We start from the raw sequence: 17,127 nt of genomic DNA, 5'->3' as shown, positions 1-17,127 counted from the left end.
TGTAAACTTACTCAAGTCTGTGATATAGTTATATATACGTGTAATATTAAAAAAGTAGGAGACCAGTTTCATGAGCGATTCCGAATTAGATCCTTCTATTTTGGCTTTATTAAACCAGGCTACCCAATCTACGGCGCAGGAAGGAAACGGCGGCGAAGGAGCACCCGAAAATGACGCTTTTACCGACGAACAAGGACCTTTGGAAGCAGCTGAAGGAAGCACGAGCGATCCTATAAAAGTCGATCTAAGTAAAAAAGAATTTGCTCCTATAGAAAAATTTTTCCAAGACGTGCCTGCCGATTTTTTCGACGATCCGTCGTATTATAAGACTGCACTGTCCGGAGAAGACCAATCGGCGCAAAGACTTCACTCGGTTCTCTCAAAGTATTTAAAATGTCGCGACGCCCAAGACAGAACGGTTTTTCGGCAGCGCCTTGTAAGTGCGTATTGGGAATTTTTCCGTTCGATCGCGCCTAAGATGAGACTTCTTTCTACGCCGATGCCTAAGCGTCTTTTGCTGCGATACGGCGTGCTTCTTCCGTCGTTGTTTACGCCCGAACAAAAACAAATGTTTGCCAAGGCCTTTATTGAAAACACGTCGGACGAACCTGTTTTTTACGTAGACGAGTGGTTTAAAGAAATAGCATCAGGACGCCTTCCCATATCGGCAACGGATGAAGCCCGTCCTGCCCACAAGGCTTCCTCGCCCGCCGAAGTGGATACCGCAGAACAACAGTATCTTTTACAGCTGCAAACTAAAAATAACGGGAAGCTGCAAAATTCGGAAAGCCTTTTAAGCGTAAAAGAAAACGAAAGAAGCATGCTTGAATCCGAGCTCAGAAACCGCATAGACATGCTTTTGGAACACCAGCCGGCCATCGGGCTTGAGCCGCACAAGATGCCTTATTCCGATTTACAAAAAAAGTTGTTTTCCGAAATAAATGAAAGATTGCGCGCTCTCTCGAGGAACGACAAAGAACTGTCCGCCAACTTTAAGGATTTCAGAGAGGCAAAAGAAATACAGACAAGCCTGCAGGAAAAGATAGCCGCCGGACCGCAGCTTGTCGAAGTAAGGAAGTCGGATATTGATACTGAAATGACTACCGTGCGCCAAATGGTAAAAATGACCGTAGGACGGCAGGGCAATCAATTCCCGATCTTTTCAAGGGAATTTTTCCACTGTCTTCCCAAGGAAACGGGTTTTCGTGAAAATGTTATTTCAATACTGTCTTGGATAGAATCCATAGATCCGGGAGCCTTTTGCCGGATTCACAAGAATGTTCCCAATAGGATTGTGCCTTTTGTGCTCCTTGTTCCTTCTTACGGGGAATTCGGCTTTTGCTGGGAACCCTTTGACCGCTACAACCGTATCACAAGCCGCGGCCGCATTGTGATCCCCATGTATCCGCGCAACCTTCAAATTTCAATATTGCGCGCCGTTGCGGATCTTCGCTGGCAGGTCGCAAAAGAAAAAGCTTCTTACTACTGGATGGAAGAAGGACTGACCGGACAGTATTACCAGTGGATAGATTCCCAAAAATTAAAAGGCGACCTCAAATCGTTTTTTATCGAAGATTATATCCTATGGATGACTAAGGAATCTACCGGCGTCCAGCGGCTTGAAAAGACCGTTCGGGGAATTTTTTGGAGACACCTTCCCTTCCCGCAGAGTCTCAAAGACGAGCTCAAAAAGAGAAGTCTCGCTTATGCGGAACTTTATCAAAAAGATATAAACCGTGCCATGTCGGACGGATATTGATTTTTTTACAGAGAGGGCTTCGTTTTTGCCTTTGCCGTCAAATTGCTTAAAAACTGCCTCGGCGCGTCGGTCGCGGCAGTGCGGCATAAGCGCACATTTTAGGGGCGTGAACTTTTTTTACTGTATAAATATTGATCCGCTATCTTTTTGTTTATCTTGTCTTTAAGATCGAATTTAACGATAACGAAGCGTATGATTTTTACCGATAAGATTATATCCAGTATTAGGCCCGCCGCCAAAATGAACGGCATAACTATGTGGAGCGGCAAAGAAGACGAAAAATTAAAGACTTTGTAAATCACAAGAACCGCTACGATAAACAACGCGACGAGCAGGACAATCATAAAAATAAAATTAAACACTCCTACGGCTATGGAAAAAATAATCGTGTTTTTTTTGCGCTGATATTCGGTAATTTTTACCTCGTCCATCATTTATCCTCCGGATTTTCTTTTTTTATCGCGTAGACAAAGGAAAATATTAAAATTGCCCCGCAGACGACTACGGCCGAATCAGCTACGTTAAACGTAGGCCATCTTTCCATTCCGAACAGGCCGTAAAACTTGACGTCGATAAAATCTACAACGCCTTCGCTTCTGAAAATTCTGTCAAAAAGGTTCCCTAAGCCTCCGCCGAGAACTCCGCAAATGCACCAACGCTGCAATTTTGAAAATTCATTGTTCCTAAAATAAATGATAAACACTAGCAAAATCACAAAAAACGGCATGACGGAAAAAAGCGCCGCACGGATGTGAGAGGGCAGACTTCCGCCTACGCTGAAGGCGATTCCCGGGTTGCTAACATGGATGATCCGTAAAAAATCTCCTAAAAACGACGCTCCTATTGAAAAAGGCGGAATCCGCTTTACGATAAGCGCTTTTGAAAGCTGATCCGAAATAAAAACCGCGGCCGTCAAAACCAAGGGAATGAGTTTTTGTTTAAATTTTATTTCAGCCATTTTTATAATCCTGTTTACAATCCTGTAGGAAAATCGATAAACACGGTCTTAACTCCGGTTTCTTTTTCAAGTTTTTGCCGGACAAGATTTATTCCGACCGTTTCCGTCTGATAGTGACCGCCGGCAATAAGATTAAGTTTAAGTTCTTTTGCGGAATGAAAAACTTCGTGACCGATTTCTCCCGTTATATAGGCGTCGATTCCTTCATTTGCAGCCTGAACATGATCTTCTCCCGCCGATCCTGAAATTATAGCGACCGTCCTTATTTTTTTTACACCGAACGGCAAAACGTACAAAGGTTTTTCTCCCTTGTTCAAGGCCCTTTGAGACAACTCTTCTACGGTAAGAGGGTTTGGCAGAGCGCCTTTAACGCCTATCGTCATCCCTCTCCATTGCCCGAACGGGCTCAGATCGGTAAGTCCTAACCGAAAAGCTATTCCGTAATTATTACCGACGCTGCTGTTTGAATCAAGGGGAATATGACTTGCATAAAGGGCAAGGTCGTTTTTTAAAAAAATATTTATACGCTCGTAGTGTACGCCAGTTATAGTATCACATTGTCCCCAAAAAAGTCCGTGATGAACAAAAAGAAGCTCCGCTCCTTCTTCTGCAGCACGCAAAGCCGTAGCGGCACAGGCGTCGACGGCAAAGGCAACCTTTGCTATCTGCTTGCCGCTGGGCGAAGAATTTGAGATCTGTATGCCGTTCTTGGAAGGATCGTTAATAAAATCTTCCTTGCGCAAAAAACCGTTAAAATAAGAGTCCAATTCCGTCAACGTCATTTTTCCTCCAACGCCTGTCGTGTGCGTAAGGCCATATACGAAGGCACGATTAAAGTCGGTTCCCTCTTCGCACCTAAAACATAGGCGGTAAAAGGATCGGTCTGCGCTACGCAGCCGTATCCCTTGTTCTTATAAAGATCGACGGAAGATAAAGAAAAGACGCCTTTAAAACCGGGGGAATTTTTTTCACTCAGCTTTAGAAGAGCTTTTTCCTGCATAAGGTCGCCGATGTAAAAATAGCGGGTTTCTGAACCCTGCCGCTCCGAAGCGATCTTTAGTAAAGTTTCGTATTCGTTTAAGACGGATTTTGTGTATTTCCATTCGTTTTTTATAAATTCGTCCGGTTTTTTTACAGAAAGATAGATCAGGCCGCTTCGGCGAAAAAACGGCAAGTCCAGCCTTGAAGAAACATAGGGCAAAGCGCTTTGGTATAAATCCAAGGAATATATTGTGTACCCGGAGCGCGCAAGGAGTATCAGATACGGCCTGTACGACCTTGTGTCGCCCCTTTTGTCGGCGCTAAAAAGAATGACGGGCTTTTCGCTCGTCCTTTGTTCGTCCGTACCGTCTTTTTCTTTAAATGTCCATAAAACAGCTCCCTTGCCGTATCCTTGAAGCCTTTCGGCGGTTTCCGTCACACCGTAAGAAGAAGCGTCAACGGGCACTTCACGAAAATAGACGATCAGCACCGTCAATACAATCGTGCAAATAAAAAAAAACAGTGAAAAAATATAAAAAACGGGACTGTATCTGTCTACATACAAGTGTGAAGCAAATCGCGATATGGCGTGTATGTTAAGGATGAATACCGCAAGTGAAAGGGCGAATATAAGCAATGCAGGAACGGTACAGCCCTGTGCAAGGATCTGAAAAAAAGAGACAATCAGGACGACGGGCGACAGAACCGTAACGGTTATGCTGTTTTTATGCTTTGAAAAAAAGATACGGCCGTTTATGAGAATTAATAGAAAGAGGCAAAGCAGGTTTCCCGTCAACGAGTCGGTCATGACAAAATATTATACGAAAAGATGAAATCTAGCAATGCAGAGAATTCAGTATTTTCGCTTCCATGTCGTATAAGGTCACCGTCTTATTTTCATATACGGCGAATCCCGCAGGGGAACCTCCTTTAGGCAACGATACGGAACCGGGATTGCAGACAAGAACGCCCGACTTGTTTTTTTCAAGGACTTGAATGTGCGTGTGTCCGTAAAAGATCACGGCCGAATCCGAAATAGGAGGTGTCTTGCTTCCACTCACGGCGATATTGCCGTCGGCGCGTTCCGGCGCATACACGTGTCCGTGCGTGCAGAACAGGCGGACACCTTCGTCAACCACAAGGGAATATGTGCCCAGCACCGGAAACTTTAAAACCATCTCTTCGACTTCCGCATCGCAGTTGCCGCGGCAGCATATTATTTTATTTGCCAGCGGATTAAGTATTTCTGCAACACGGCCGGGATTGTGTCCTTCAGGTAAAGGATTTCTTGGACCGTGATACAGAATGTCACCGAGCAAGATAATGTAATCCGCTTTCATCTTTGAAAATTGTTCTATAACTTTTTCACAGGCCGTAGCCGAACCGTGAATATCCGAAAATATCAGGTATTTCATTTACTTCTCCTAAAAACGCTACGCATTCCCTTTAGCCCATTCATAGAGTATGACGGAAGCGGCTTGCGCAACATTCAGGCTTTCAACGGGTGGCGCTTTGTCCGGATCCGTAAACATTCCGGCGGAAGGAATGACGGCAAGAGCATCGCAGTTTTCTTTTACTTCCCGTGAAATGCCCGTCTCTTCATTTCCGAGCACTATCAGAGCCGGTTTTGTTTTACACAGAGCGTGTATTTGAGAAATGTGCGTTTTAGCTCCTACGTCGCTGCCCAGCCTGAACATCTTTCCTTTTAAGGCTTCGAGCAGCTTCAAAATAGACATGACGGAATAAATGTTTACCAGCTCCATACCGCCTTGGGCTATGCGATAAGCGCTTGTCGTAATGGAAGTTTGCTCTTCCGTGAGCGGGATGATTATATTTTTCATACCGAAAAAGGCTGCGCTTCTGACTATCGCGCCGAAATTGTTTGCGTTTCCTATTCTGTCAAGAAGAAGCGCGCTCTGTTTTTTGTGCAGCCAATCGTCAGTAATTTCGGAAGTGAGAGGTTCGATTTCAGGCTGCGCTATCATAGCCACAGCCCCTTGGTGATGTACGCTTCCGCAAAGTTTTTCAAGCTCGGTGTCTTTTACAGTATTGTAGGGGATTTTATGTTGAGCAAGGAATTTGCATGTGCCGCCGAAGCTGTGCACACGGTTTTCCGCAAAATACAGCCGTGTTATTTTTTCAGGATGAATACGCGAAAGGGCAAGAACCGCTTCAAATCCGCAGACGGCGAGTTCTTTTTTTGCCTTGTTTTTCATAAAAAAAATATAGCAGTTTTTCAGCGGCGTAACAACTGAAAATAAAAGCGCCGACAATCGAGTATTTAAGTTTGACAACTGACAACAGAAAGTGTAAAATCCTCTATCTATTTGGTCGAATTTCGAATTTTGAAAATATCAGCCAGTAGTGCTATGCTTTCGGCGAAAACCCGTCTGCTTAGCCGCGGTCGAGCTTTTTAAGAAGAATTCTGTAAGCATAACGCTCGAAGCGTCACGCAGCCGGAACCTCACCTCCGCACAGTTTTATTCGTTTTCAAAGCTCGCCATTCAGTTGGCACACTAAAGGGTTGGAAAATTTCGAGTTTTATCAAACTCGAAATTAACCCTATTATAAATACACGGAGAAATACATGGCTAAAACAGCAAAACTTGTATATTTTTTTGGCAACGGCAAGTCCGAAGGTAATGCGAACATGCGTTCGGAACTTGGTGGAAAGGGCGCAAATCTTGCCGAAATGACGAATATAGGCATTCCTGTTCCTCCGGGATTCACGATCTCTACGGAGGTTTGTAAACTTTTTTACGAAAATGACAAACAATATCCGTCTCAGTTAAAAAGCGAAGTGGCGGAAAATCTTTGCAAACTCGAAAAGGCTTTCGGAAAAAAATTCGGCGACGAAAAGGATCCTCTTTTAGTCTCCGTTCGCTCCGGAGCGGCCGCCTCAATGCCCGGCATGATGGACACGATTTTAAATCTGGGACTCAACGATAAATCGGTGGAAGGCCTTGCAAAAAAGACGGAAAATCCGCGCTTCGCATGGGACGCATACAGACGCTTTATCCAGATGTTCGGCAACGTGGCCATGGGTATAGATCACGACAAATTCGAGCACATCATTGACGAAGTAAAATCACACAAAGGCAAAAAACTCGACACGGAACTTGACACTTCCGAAATTCAGCAAATTGTGGCCAAGTATAAAGCGCTTTACAAAAAAGAAAAAAAATCCGACTTTCCTCAGGATCCTATCGAACAGATGTGGTATGCGATCGACGCTGTGTTCGGTTCATGGATGAACGCGCGTGCAATAAAATACCGGGAACTCAATAACATAAAGTATCTCAAGGGAACCGCAGTAACCGTTATGGCCATGGTCTTCGGCAATATGGGCGAAGATTCGTGTACGGGAGTATGCTTTAGCCGGAATGCGGCGACGGGAGAAAACAAATTCTACGGGGAATATCTTGTAAACGCACAGGGTGAAGACGTAGTTGCGGGAATCAGAACTCCCGACGAAATAGACGTGCTTGCCAAAAAAAACCCGCATATTTACAAAGAACTGTTGGAAATACGCGACAGGCTTGAAAAACACTATCACGATATGCAGGACATGGAATTCACCGTTCAACAGGGAAAGCTTTTTCTTTTACAGTGCAGAAACGGCAAAAGAACAGGCGCCGCGGCGGTTAAAATGGCCGTCGACATGGTTACGGAAAAGCTCATAGACAAAGAGACTGCCGTCATGAGAGTTGAACCCGGACATTTGGATCAGCTTCTTCACCCCGGCATCGACGCAAAGGCGGCAAAACTTTCGGGCGCAATCACAAAGGGCCTTAACGCTTCTCCCGGAGCCGGCTGCGGACAAATCGTGTTTACGGCCGAGGATGCCGAAGCGTGGGCGAAAGAAGGCAAAAAAGTTCTTTTAGTCCGTAAGGAAACCAGCCCGGACGATATCGCCGGCATGAACGTTTCTCAGGGAATTCTTACGGCAACGGGCGGAAGGACAAGCCATGCGGCGGTTGTATGCCGCGGTATGGGTAAGCCCTGCGTTTCCGGCGCGGAAGAAATAAAATTCACTTCCGCAAAAGAGATAAGCGTCAACGGAAAAACATACAAAGAGGGAGACTGGATGACTATTGACGGAACTACCGGCGAAGTCTACGGCGAAAAAATTCCTCTGGTAGAAGCGGTTTCTTCAAAAGAATTGAACACCTTTATGGCCTGGTGCGACGAGATCCGCAACAAGTCCGTGAGAACGCCGAAGGTCGGAAACAAAATTAAAGGATTCGGCGTGCGCGCGAACGGAGATCAACCGATCGATGCAAAAAACGCATTCAAATTCGGAGCGGAAGGAATAGGCCTTTGCCGAACGGAGCATATGTTTTTTGATCCTGAAAAACTTGTGTATTTTCAAGCTATGATAAGCGCCGATTCCACTGAAATGCGGGAAAAAGCTCTTAAAAAAATTCTTCCGCTGCAAAAAAAAGATTTCACAGGTATCTTTAAAGCTATGAAAGGGAATCCGGTCATAATAAGATTCCTTGATCCGCCCTTGCATGAGTTCATTCCTCATGACGAAGAGGGAACGAAAAAAGTGCAATCCGTTCTTAAAGATGAAGGAATTGAAATTGACCTTAAAACCCTGGAAATGAAATTTAACGGTCTTAAAGAATTCAACCCCATGCTCGGACACCGCGGCTGCCGGCTTGCAATTACTTATCCTGAAATTTACAAGATGCAGACGGAAGCCGTTGCCCTTGCAGCCATAGAGTGTATAAAAAAGGGAGAAAAAGTTTTACCCTACATTATGATCCCGATTGTGTGCGACCCGAAAGAGCTTTCCGTAATCCGCGCCGAATGTGAAAAAGTTATCGCGGAAGTTGAAAAGAAAAAGGGCGAAAAGGCGAATATAGAAATCGGTACGATGATAGAAGTTCCGAGAGCCGCTTTGCTTGCAGACGAAATAGCAAAGCATGCGGATTTTTTCAGCTTCGGAACAAACGATCTTACCCAAATGACCTTCGCTTTCAGTCGAGACGACGCGGGAAAATTCCTTGAATCATATTACAAAAGAGACATACTTCCCTCTGATCCGTTTAAAACTCTTGATGAAAACGGAGTCGGAAAACTTTTGCAGTATGCGGTTGAAAAGGCCAGGTCGGTAAAACCGAATTTTCACTGCGGCATATGCGGAGAGCACGGCGGCGATCCTGAGACTATAGATTTTTGCTACCGTGCGGGGCTGAACTATGTTTCGTGTTCTCCGTTCCGCGTTCCCATAGCGCGTTTGGCCGCGGCTCAAGCCGTTGTTCGAAATAAATAGGCACGACTGATCCGGCACAGGGCAGTTGCAGGGAAACTGTCCGAAGACTTCAGTCTTCGGACAGCTGCCTTATAATATGCGGCTTTTGTGGAGATCCCTTTCGCCGGCCGGGCAATTGCAGGGCAGTTGCCCGGCAAAATCGGTCGAGCAAGTACGCAGACAAATCAGTCGAGCGGCCAGGCAATTAGTTGATCGGATAATCGGGCGATCTATTGGGCGTCGGAAGCCGACCGGTCATGCTTTTTTGCCTTGTTCGCTGCAGCTTCGCGGAGCATTTCCTTTATAAGGGCAATGGAAGCTCCGTAGTTTTTACTGGTCATAGAGGGGAAATGACGCAGCAGGGTTTCAGCATTTTTTTGCCGCCGGCGTGCGTCTTCGATTTTTTCAAGAAGCCTTTTGCTGAACTGTTCGCGGTGCAGCTTTGAACGCTCTTTTATTGACAGGAGCATTTCGTTCAGACCGCCTTTTTTGAACCAGCTTTCCGAAGAAAATCTTTCTTCAAGTTCCTCTTTGAATTCCCTGAGTTTTACCATCGTTTCACTGAATCCGACAAGCCGACGGAGAGTGTTCGACAAATCCGCAAAAAGTAAGACGGCTATAAAGGCCGCGCACCATCTTGCGCCTTTTTCCGACAAAGAAAATACAATCGCTAAAAACAGCGGCTGCACAAAGTGAGCGCAGAGAACGCCCATCAATCCGAACAGAACTGAATTTAAAAGACACACTCGTCCGTGAAGGTTGAATTTTTTATCGGAATAATCCCACCACTTTGTTTTAAACAGTGTTTCAAGAAGCCAGCTGCTTACATATTCAAGGACGGAACAAAAAAAGGCCGAAGCAAAAAAGAGTTCCAACCATGTTCCCTTCCAATTTTCAAGACCGTGTAAAACAATGAGGCCTCCGAATCCGTATATCGGACAGACAGGCCCGTGTAAAAAACCTCTGTTCACAAATTTCCGTTCAAAAAAAATACCTACGTAAAAAACTTCGCAAGCCCATCCTAAAAAACTATACAGAATAAAAAGCAGAAAAAGACGCGGCGTCGTTATTATGCGGAACATGATATTGAAATATAACACGTTTTTTGAGTCTTGACTACGTGAAACATTTTTTATATATTAACACAAACGGGGGTGTAGCTCACCTGGCTAGAGCGCTTGCATGGCATGCAAGAGGTAGTCGGTTCAAGTCCGATCATCTCCAAAAAACAAAGATCCGTCGCTGTTTACCGCTTGTGATTTTTTCCGGCTTTACTCTGGACGCTTCTTTTATTGCCTTAAATCCGCCGATCCTGCCGCAGCGACTTTAAATTTAAAGAACCGACTACCGAAGTACGCGCCGAGCCAATGCGAGGGATAGGCGGCACGGATGCCGCCGGCAGCGTACGGAGGCGCCCTGAGGAAGGCGCAGAAAGCGCCTGAACGAAGGGGTCGGTTCAAGTCCGATCATCTCCAAAAAACAAAGATTTGTCGCTGTTTACCGCTTGTGATTTTTTCCGGTTTTACTCTGGACGCTTCTTTTATTGCCTTAAATCCGCCGATCCTGCCGCAGCGTGTTCCGGAGCGCGCAGCGACGGTTTAAGCTGACATGATTGACAGTAAAAGCCAACCACGCTGTGTTTTAGGCGCAAACCTAAAAAGATGTATACATCCTCGGCTCGGCATAAAAACTGCGAATGGACTCCATAGTGTGATCGATACACCAGCGCTTGACATCTGTCATTGGCGATTCTTTAAAAACTATAAAGATCTTCAGAATAGATGGAACACCGCCAGGCATTAAAAAAACAGGCTTCTCATCAGTTTTGACGACGTCGGCGTAGTATACGGACTGATAGGTGGTGCCGAGTCCTTTCAGAGCAAGTTGATAGGCGGTATTGTTGTTGGCGATGAAGACGATGTCCTTTGGCGCTAGGCGATGCTGCGAAAAGAGCTGCTGCGTATAGAAATTCAGACCGTTTTTTGTAGAAGGGGAGAAAAAAGTCTGGTTGTTGATGAATTCCGAAGGGACGTCCAAGGGGTGAAAAGGATCGTTCCCTTGTATATCCATGCCTACAAGATGCGGATTCTGCGCGCCGGTTACAAGGCAGTGCGATTCTTCCGCAAGCATAAGATAACTAAGCGAACCAACGTAAAGAAACGACTCAATGATCGCTATGTCAACTGCGTTGTGCTGAACTTTTTCCGCCATAACTTCATCGCGGTCTTCAAAAACGGAAAGGTGAATGCCCGGGAAACGGCGATACAAACCTGGAAGAATACGAGGTAGCATAAGCTCGCCACGGTTACGGCCGATAGCAATGCGGAGGGTTTCCTCTGCAGGTTGATCGAGCCGCCGAATCGATTCCAGAAGCTGATCCTTCTGATACTCGATATCTTTCATCATCGTGATGTATTGCTGCCCGGCAGGAGTTATGCGCAAAGGAGATTTGCTTCGGTCTAAGAGCCTTACTCCTAAGCTTGCCTCCAGTCGGTTCAGATAGGAAGTCAGCGCAGGTTGTGAGATGTAAAGCCGCTCTGCCGCACGGGTGATATTCAGTTCTTCTGCAAGAGTAATCAGATAGTTCAGCTGTTCGTAATCCCGCTTATGCATGTACATCCATCCATATTTCAATCATATCATAGAGAGAAAAAGAATGTAAAGAATATCATAAGATGTGAGTTATGATGAGATAATACTATTGGTATTAGACGGTATTGATAAAAGCAATTAAAATAAATTAAGAAAAGGCGCTTGTTCGATTTGTAATATGAAGTATCAGCCAAATACAAATATACAATTACGTGCAAAGGGGTAATGTCGATGAACGAAAAAACCATTAACGTAAACCGGTTGCGGAGTTCCAGAGTGTTTCGTAAAGAACTTACGCCGTATCTTTTGCTGCTCCCTGTAGTACTGATGATTGTTTGCTTTATGTTGTATCCGATTTGCAGCGTTTTTTCCATGAGTCTTGAGAATTATAAGGCGACCAGGCCGAATGCCCGCGCATTCGTTGGTTTTGCCAATTACGTTAAGATCTTTACAAAAGACAAAATGTTTATAAAGACTCTCAGCAACACTTCCAAGTGGGTTATAGTCAGTGTCCTGTTTCAGACTGTATTAGGCTTCTGGCTGGCGTATTTGCTTAACAAGCGATTCAAGGGGCGCGGTATTATCCGTGCCTTTGCACTTGTCCCGTGGGCAGTTGCGGGCGTTATGGTCGGCATCATCTGGAAGCTCATACTCGGTGAGACCTTCGGTGTGTTCAATGACATACTGAAGCGTCTGAATATCATTTCCGTAAATATGTCCTGGTTCTCTACGCCGGGTAAAGCGATGTTTGCGGCTATACTCTCCAATGTGTGGCGCGGGATTCCGTTCTTTACAATCAGTTATCTATCCGCACTTTCCAGCATCCCTGACGATCTCTACGAGTCCGTAACTATAGACGGCGCGGGTCCTATCCGTATGCTTTTTTCAATTACCATACCGATGATTAAAGACACCATTATTCTTACGACGCTGCTCCGGGCAATCTGGACTTTCAATGCGGTAGATCTCATCATAAGCTTGACCGACGGCGGCCCGAACCGCGGCACAACAACGCTCGCACTGTATATCATGAACAAGTTCTCCGGCGAGTTTGACTACGGATATGCATCAACCCTTGCTGTGATCGCGACAACGATGATGATGTTGCTTGCATTCGTCTATATTACTCTGGGTAAGCTCGGAAAGGACGGTGTAAACGGATGACAATCGCTACGAAGAAAAAACTTTCGGATATCGCTTTCCGAAACATTCCTCTTGCAGTTTTTCTAGTCTTTACGCTGTTCCCGTTCTATTGGATCATCAATACTTCATTGAAGGGCAGTATTGAGGTTTTTGCCACACCTATCCTGTATTGGCCTCTGAATCCCACGCTGGCAAACTTTCAAGGGCTGTTTACTCGCTTCGGTTTCGGAACATTCTTTGTTAACAGCGTAATCGTGGCGTCGGTAACAACATTTCTGGTTACAGTGATGTCGTTGCTCGGCGGTTATGCAATGAGTCGTTATAAGTTCAAGGGTAAGGTTTTCATGTATATTCTGTTGCTTATTACACAGATGCTGCCGGCGGTCGTACTGATGATTCCGTTATTCCAGATGATGAACAACATGAACCTTATCAATAATCTTATTTCTCTGATCATCGTCTGCACCTGCACAAATCTGCCGTTCTGTCTGTTCATGATGATGGGGTATTTCAATTCTATTTCGGTATCGCTTGAAGAAGCGGCGCAGATTGACGGCTGTACACTGCTCAGGTCGATTTTCCTCATTCTGCTTCCGGCAATGCTACCCAACATCATTGCGACCGGTGCGTACGCGTTCATCAATACCTGGAATGTGTATGTTTATGCGACGGCGTTCATTACCGATAAAGCGGTCTATACGCTGCCGCTCGGACTTAAGATGTTCCAAGGAGAATACGGTACGGATTACGGCAGCCTTTCTGCCGGCTGTGTAGTCGCACTTGTACCAGTTATCATGATCTTTGCCTTTATCCAGAAACACCTGTCGGGAGGCGCAACTGCCGGCGCAGTCAAAGGATAAGGAAGAGTATAAAGATTAAGGAGGTCTTAACCGTGAAAAAGACTGTTTCTGTTCTGCTTGCCCTGCCACTCATGCTGGTGCTGGCCGCTTGCTCCCGGGCAAAGCCGAAAACTGTCAACTTATGGTATCATTCTGCCGATCCGGTAACTGATGCCTACTTCGAAGGCAAATTTGCCGAACTGAACGCTTCTCAGAATGATTACAATTTTGTTTACACCAGTTTTGCGTTTGCTGATTTCCAAGAAAAATTTCAAATGGCCGTTATGACCGACAACATGCCGGACGTCGTGTCCCTTGGTTTTTCCAACATTGCCACCTTTACCGCGCAGAATACCCTGCTCCCGCTGAATGATCTGGTTGATCGAATGGATAACTATCAGTACATCGATGAAAACCTCATGGCTAACCTTATTTCTCTGGGGAACGGAACTATCTACGGTCTGCCGTATGCATACAATCAGGAGGTTGCTTGGTACAACACAGTCAAGTTTGCGGAAATGGGAATTAAAGCCGCTCCGGCAACACAGTCCGAGTTCCTGGCTCTCTGCGAAAAGTATGCAAACAAGGGAAAAGGTACTTACTTTGCCAGCCTTCGCGGTGTTCGCCCGTATGACAGCCTGCTGGCATGGCTTTTCACCTATACCGACGGCTGCGGCTATAATGGCAGCTGGTTCAACAAAGAAGGCAAATGCATCCTCAGCGATGACCGGTTTGTTGAAGCTCTCAATGTCTATGCCGACATCTACAAAAAGGGCTGGGTTTCCAGCGACTCTGTGAACAACAACTATGCGGAGATCGTTGCCGAGTTCGGCTCCGGCGTTTCTATGTATATTGTTCACAATTCTTCTTCCGAATCCACTCACCGAAAAAATCTGGGCGAGGGAAACTTTGCTTCTGCCCGCGTTCTTGCCAATGCTGCCGGCCATTACTATGCTTCCGGTCTGCAGCCGAACGTATACTGCATAGCTAAAAACAAAAATCCTAAACATGACTACACCGGAGCCGTGAAACTGATCGATTGGATGCTGAGTGCCGAGATCGACGGCGGTCTCTGCGAAAAGGTGGGCCGTGTTCCCTGCAACACCCAGATTGTTGAACAGGACTGGTATAAGAACAATGTTAACATGATGCTTTATGCCGATTATCTAACGGATAAAAACTACATGCAGATCCTCAACCCTTATTGGCTGAGCGATTTCTCCACGATGATTACCACCGATATGACCGCTGACTTCCAGGCTGTTCTTCTTGGGGATATGACTGCTAAAGACTGTTGCGCCAAGTGGGCAAAGCAGATCGACGAATATCAAGCTGAATATCTGGCAAGCCTTTAATCCGGCTATACAAGAGTCATTCTTGTGGGATAATTTCATTGCTCTGTGGTTTAAATAACCCAGATGCGGACGCTGCAGCTGACAGAAGAGTTTCAGATTTGCGCTGTGAAGCTGCTGTCGGTTGTGACGTCCATTATTTGTAAGAGTTTTAAAGCGAACATATGCCGAAAAGTTGTATGTAAAAGGAGCCGGAATGATGAAACGGACAGTAATTCTTTTTGAGGATGATTTTTCCTCGTTTCCGATAGGACCGCTGCCTTTTGACAGAGAACATTCCGCCATGGGTGAATTTCACTATTGCGTAAAACCCGGCGATTCAGGCCGATGGTACGATCCTATCACAAACTGGGCTTTTCGCGGTCCCAGCTGGATCGTAACGCACGAAGACGGAACTCATTCTATGGAGCAGATGCGTGTCCGAAACCCTCTGACGCACGAAGTCTGCTCAACGTTGGTTGCCGGAGAAAAAGATTGGGCAGACTATACCTTGAGAGCCGATATCCGTGCCCTTTGCACTACGGATCAGGTCGGCCTTTTGTTCAGATACCAAACATCTTTGCATCATTACGCGCTGTTCCTGTGCAATCAGGAGATACAGCTGATAAAAGTCGATAAAACAGAACGGATGATACTTGCGTCCGCGCCTTTTGAATATACATGCGATATATTTCACACATTGAGTGTCTCTGTAACGGGAGACGAAATTCGCTGCTTTGCGGATGGAAGAGAGCTGATTTTCATTCACGACGAAACTTATCGCCATGGCTGTATTGCACTCGGCGCATTCATGCCGGTGCAGTATCGTAGACTTCGCGTCGAATGTTCGGATTTTCAGTATGCGAAGCTTTTATCGCACAGGGATAAGTATTCTAAACTTCTTGCCGAAAAAAGAAGCCGCTATGCCCAACCGAAACTACATAAGATCTTTGATCTCGGTAATTACGGTGCATCGCGCCAAATCCGATTCGGTCACCTCGCCGGTACGGATGAACTCTTCTTCCTTATTGCGCAGCATCAAAAACGCGTTTACAAAGAACGCTATTGCAATATAAGCTGTCTAACCGCAGTGAGCTTTGAAAGCGGAAAGATCCTTTGGCAATGGGGGGAACCCTCCGAATTGGAAGACAATCAGGATACAACCTGCGATCTGCCTATGCAGATCTATGACATAAATAATGACGGATTCGATGAAGTGATCCTAGCTCGCGATTTCAAGCTGATGATCCTTGACGGGCGAACGGGAAAAACGATTCAATGGATAGACGTACCGTTTAACACGGAAGACCCCTCAGAGATCCAAGGAATAGAATTCAAAAAACATGCGTTTGACCGCCTGAATGTGGATGCCATCCGTATCGTCAATGTCTCAGGCAAGGATCGGCCAAGCGATATTCTCATAAAGGATCGATATGCTAGACTATACGTTTACAACGATCGGTTGGAACCGATCTGGAAATTCTGTCATAACAATACGGGGCATTTTCCGTATGCATACGACTTTAACGGTGACGGCAGAGATGAGATCTTCAGCTGCTATAACATGATTTCTGCAGATGGAGAGCTCCTTTGGGAATTGCCGATTCCCGACGATCATACCGACGAGATCATTATTGGACGGTTCGATCCGGACATGAACGAGGATCAGATCGCTATCGTTTCAGGATGGCGAGGATTTATGATCGTTGACACTAGGGGTAATATCCTGACCAGACATATCAACGGGCACGCACAGCGCATCAGCGCCGCCAACTACTGTCCGGATAGGGCCGGCTTGGAAATATGCACAACAACCTATTGGGAAAATCAAGGAATAATTTATCTGTATGATGGGAAAGGCCGCGAGATTTGGCATATGGAGCCATCTACAAACGGAAATATCATCGCACCGGTCAATTGGCAGGGCGACGGGACGGAACTGATTATGCTGAACGGTAATGTTAAGCTCGGCGGAATGCTTGACGGAGAAGGAGACAGGGTCGTCGTTTTTCCGGATGACGGACATCCGGAAATGTGCTGCGAAGTGTTGAATATTACCGGAGATGCGCGTGATGAGATCGTTCTCTGGGATCATAAAAAGATGTATATCTACACACAGGACAGACCCTGCAGCACAACCGATAAGGAGTATATTCCTGAAAAATATCCGACCTATAATTCGTCCAATTATCGAGGAGAATACTCTTTTGCGCGTTGGCGCAGCATAAAACAAGGCGGACAAAATACAAAAGGAGATTGAGCGG

14 protein-coding genes and 1 tRNA gene are annotated in these 17,127 nt (G+C 45.8%); 7 read left to right on the top strand and 8 right to left on the bottom strand.

Going from position 1 to position 17,127, the window contains the following annotated elements; translation table 11 throughout:
- Positions 1–70 precede the first annotated feature (70 nt).
- Positions 71–1,759: a hypothetical protein gene (locus HRQ91_RS00665; protein ID WP_210119816.1), complete on the top strand. Its 1,689-nt coding sequence runs from the start codon at positions 71–73 to the stop codon at positions 1,757–1,759.
- 98 nt (positions 1,760–1,857) lie between these two features.
- Here HRQ91_RS00665 and HRQ91_RS00660 read toward each other — a convergent pair whose 3' ends face one another.
- The 6 genes from HRQ91_RS00660 to HRQ91_RS00635 are packed head-to-tail and all read right to left on the bottom strand — an operon-like array spanning position 1,858 to position 5,914.
- A complete protein-coding gene (locus HRQ91_RS00660) occupies positions 1,858–2,193 on the bottom strand; it encodes a hypothetical protein (protein ID WP_210119815.1) in 336 nt (111 codons plus the stop codon).
- A complete protein-coding gene (gene lspA, locus HRQ91_RS00655) occupies positions 2,190–2,717 on the bottom strand; it encodes a signal peptidase II (protein WP_210119814.1) in 528 nt (175 codons plus the stop codon). Before lspA ends, HRQ91_RS00660 begins: the two co-directional genes overlap by 4 nt.
- Positions 2,718–2,731: 14 nt before the next feature.
- Positions 2,732–3,499 (bottom strand): Nif3-like dinuclear metal center hexameric protein, encoded by a 768-nt coding sequence (locus HRQ91_RS00650; protein ID WP_210119813.1) that lies wholly within the window; start codon positions 3,497–3,499, stop codon positions 2,732–2,734.
- Entirely contained in the window at positions 3,496–4,506 is a 1,011-nt protein-coding gene (locus HRQ91_RS00645) for a hypothetical protein (protein ID WP_210119812.1), read from the bottom strand. The genes HRQ91_RS00650 and HRQ91_RS00645 overlap by 4 nt, the downstream gene beginning before the upstream one ends.
- 28 nt (positions 4,507–4,534) lie before the next feature.
- Positions 4,535–5,113: a phosphodiesterase gene (yfcE, locus tag HRQ91_RS00640; protein WP_210119811.1), complete on the bottom strand. Its 579-nt coding sequence runs from the start codon at positions 5,111–5,113 to the stop codon at positions 4,535–4,537.
- Positions 5,114–5,131: 18 nt separating this feature from the next.
- Positions 5,132–5,914: a TrmH family RNA methyltransferase gene (locus HRQ91_RS00635; RefSeq protein ID WP_210119810.1), complete on the bottom strand. Its 783-nt coding sequence runs from the start codon at positions 5,912–5,914 to the stop codon at positions 5,132–5,134.
- A gap of 371 nt (positions 5,915–6,285) precedes the next feature.
- On the opposite strand from HRQ91_RS00635, the gene ppdK reads away from it, so the two are divergent.
- Positions 6,286–8,979 (top strand): pyruvate, phosphate dikinase, encoded by a 2,694-nt coding sequence (gene ppdK / locus HRQ91_RS00630; RefSeq protein WP_210119809.1) that lies wholly within the window; start codon positions 6,286–6,288, stop codon positions 8,977–8,979.
- A gap of 209 nt (positions 8,980–9,188) precedes the next feature.
- On the opposite strand, the gene HRQ91_RS00625 is transcribed toward ppdK, so the two are convergent.
- Entirely contained in the window at positions 9,189–10,040 is an 852-nt protein-coding gene (locus HRQ91_RS00625) for a putative ABC transporter permease (protein ID WP_210119808.1), read from the bottom strand.
- Between the two features lie 68 nt (positions 10,041–10,108).
- On the opposite strand from HRQ91_RS00625, the gene HRQ91_RS00620 reads away from it, so the two are divergent.
- Positions 10,109–10,182 (top strand) — tRNA-Ala (locus HRQ91_RS00620).
- A gap of 429 nt (positions 10,183–10,611) precedes the next feature.
- On the opposite strand, the gene HRQ91_RS00615 is transcribed toward HRQ91_RS00620, so the two are convergent.
- Positions 10,612–11,571 carry a LysR family transcriptional regulator gene (locus HRQ91_RS00615; protein ID WP_210119807.1) on the bottom strand — a complete coding sequence of 320 codons (960 nt, stop codon included), beginning with the start codon at positions 11,569–11,571 and terminating at the stop codon, positions 10,612–10,614.
- Positions 11,572–11,781: 210 nt separating this feature from the next.
- Between HRQ91_RS00615 and HRQ91_RS00610 the strand changes: the two genes are divergently transcribed.
- The 4 genes from HRQ91_RS00610 to HRQ91_RS00595 all read left to right on the top strand — a co-directional run bounded on the left by HRQ91_RS00610 (position 11,782) and on the right by HRQ91_RS00595 (position 17,123).
- Positions 11,782–12,714: a carbohydrate ABC transporter permease gene (locus HRQ91_RS00610; protein WP_210119806.1), complete on the top strand. Its 933-nt coding sequence runs from the start codon at positions 11,782–11,784 to the stop codon at positions 12,712–12,714.
- The gene (locus HRQ91_RS00605; RefSeq protein ID WP_210119805.1) at positions 12,711–13,553 is read left to right on the top strand and encodes a carbohydrate ABC transporter permease; all 843 of its coding nucleotides are present in this window, start codon (positions 12,711–12,713) and stop codon (positions 13,551–13,553) included. Before HRQ91_RS00610 ends, HRQ91_RS00605 begins: the two co-directional genes overlap by 4 nt.
- A gap of 32 nt (positions 13,554–13,585) precedes the next feature.
- Entirely contained in the window at positions 13,586–14,887 is a 1,302-nt protein-coding gene (locus tag HRQ91_RS00600) for an extracellular solute-binding protein (protein WP_210119804.1), read from the top strand.
- A gap of 193 nt (positions 14,888–15,080) precedes the next feature.
- Positions 15,081–17,123, top strand: coding sequence for a hypothetical protein (locus tag HRQ91_RS00595; RefSeq protein ID WP_246473244.1), 2,043 nt, complete (start codon positions 15,081–15,083; stop codon positions 17,121–17,123).
- Positions 17,124–17,127 lie beyond the last annotated feature (4 nt).

Source organism: Treponema parvum (assembly GCF_017893965.1).
Taxonomy (GTDB): domain Bacteria; phylum Spirochaetota; class Spirochaetia; order Treponematales; family Treponemataceae; genus Treponema_D; species Treponema_D parvum.
Note: the sequence above shows the minus strand (reverse complement) of the source record. Positions and strands in the feature narration are given on the sequence as shown.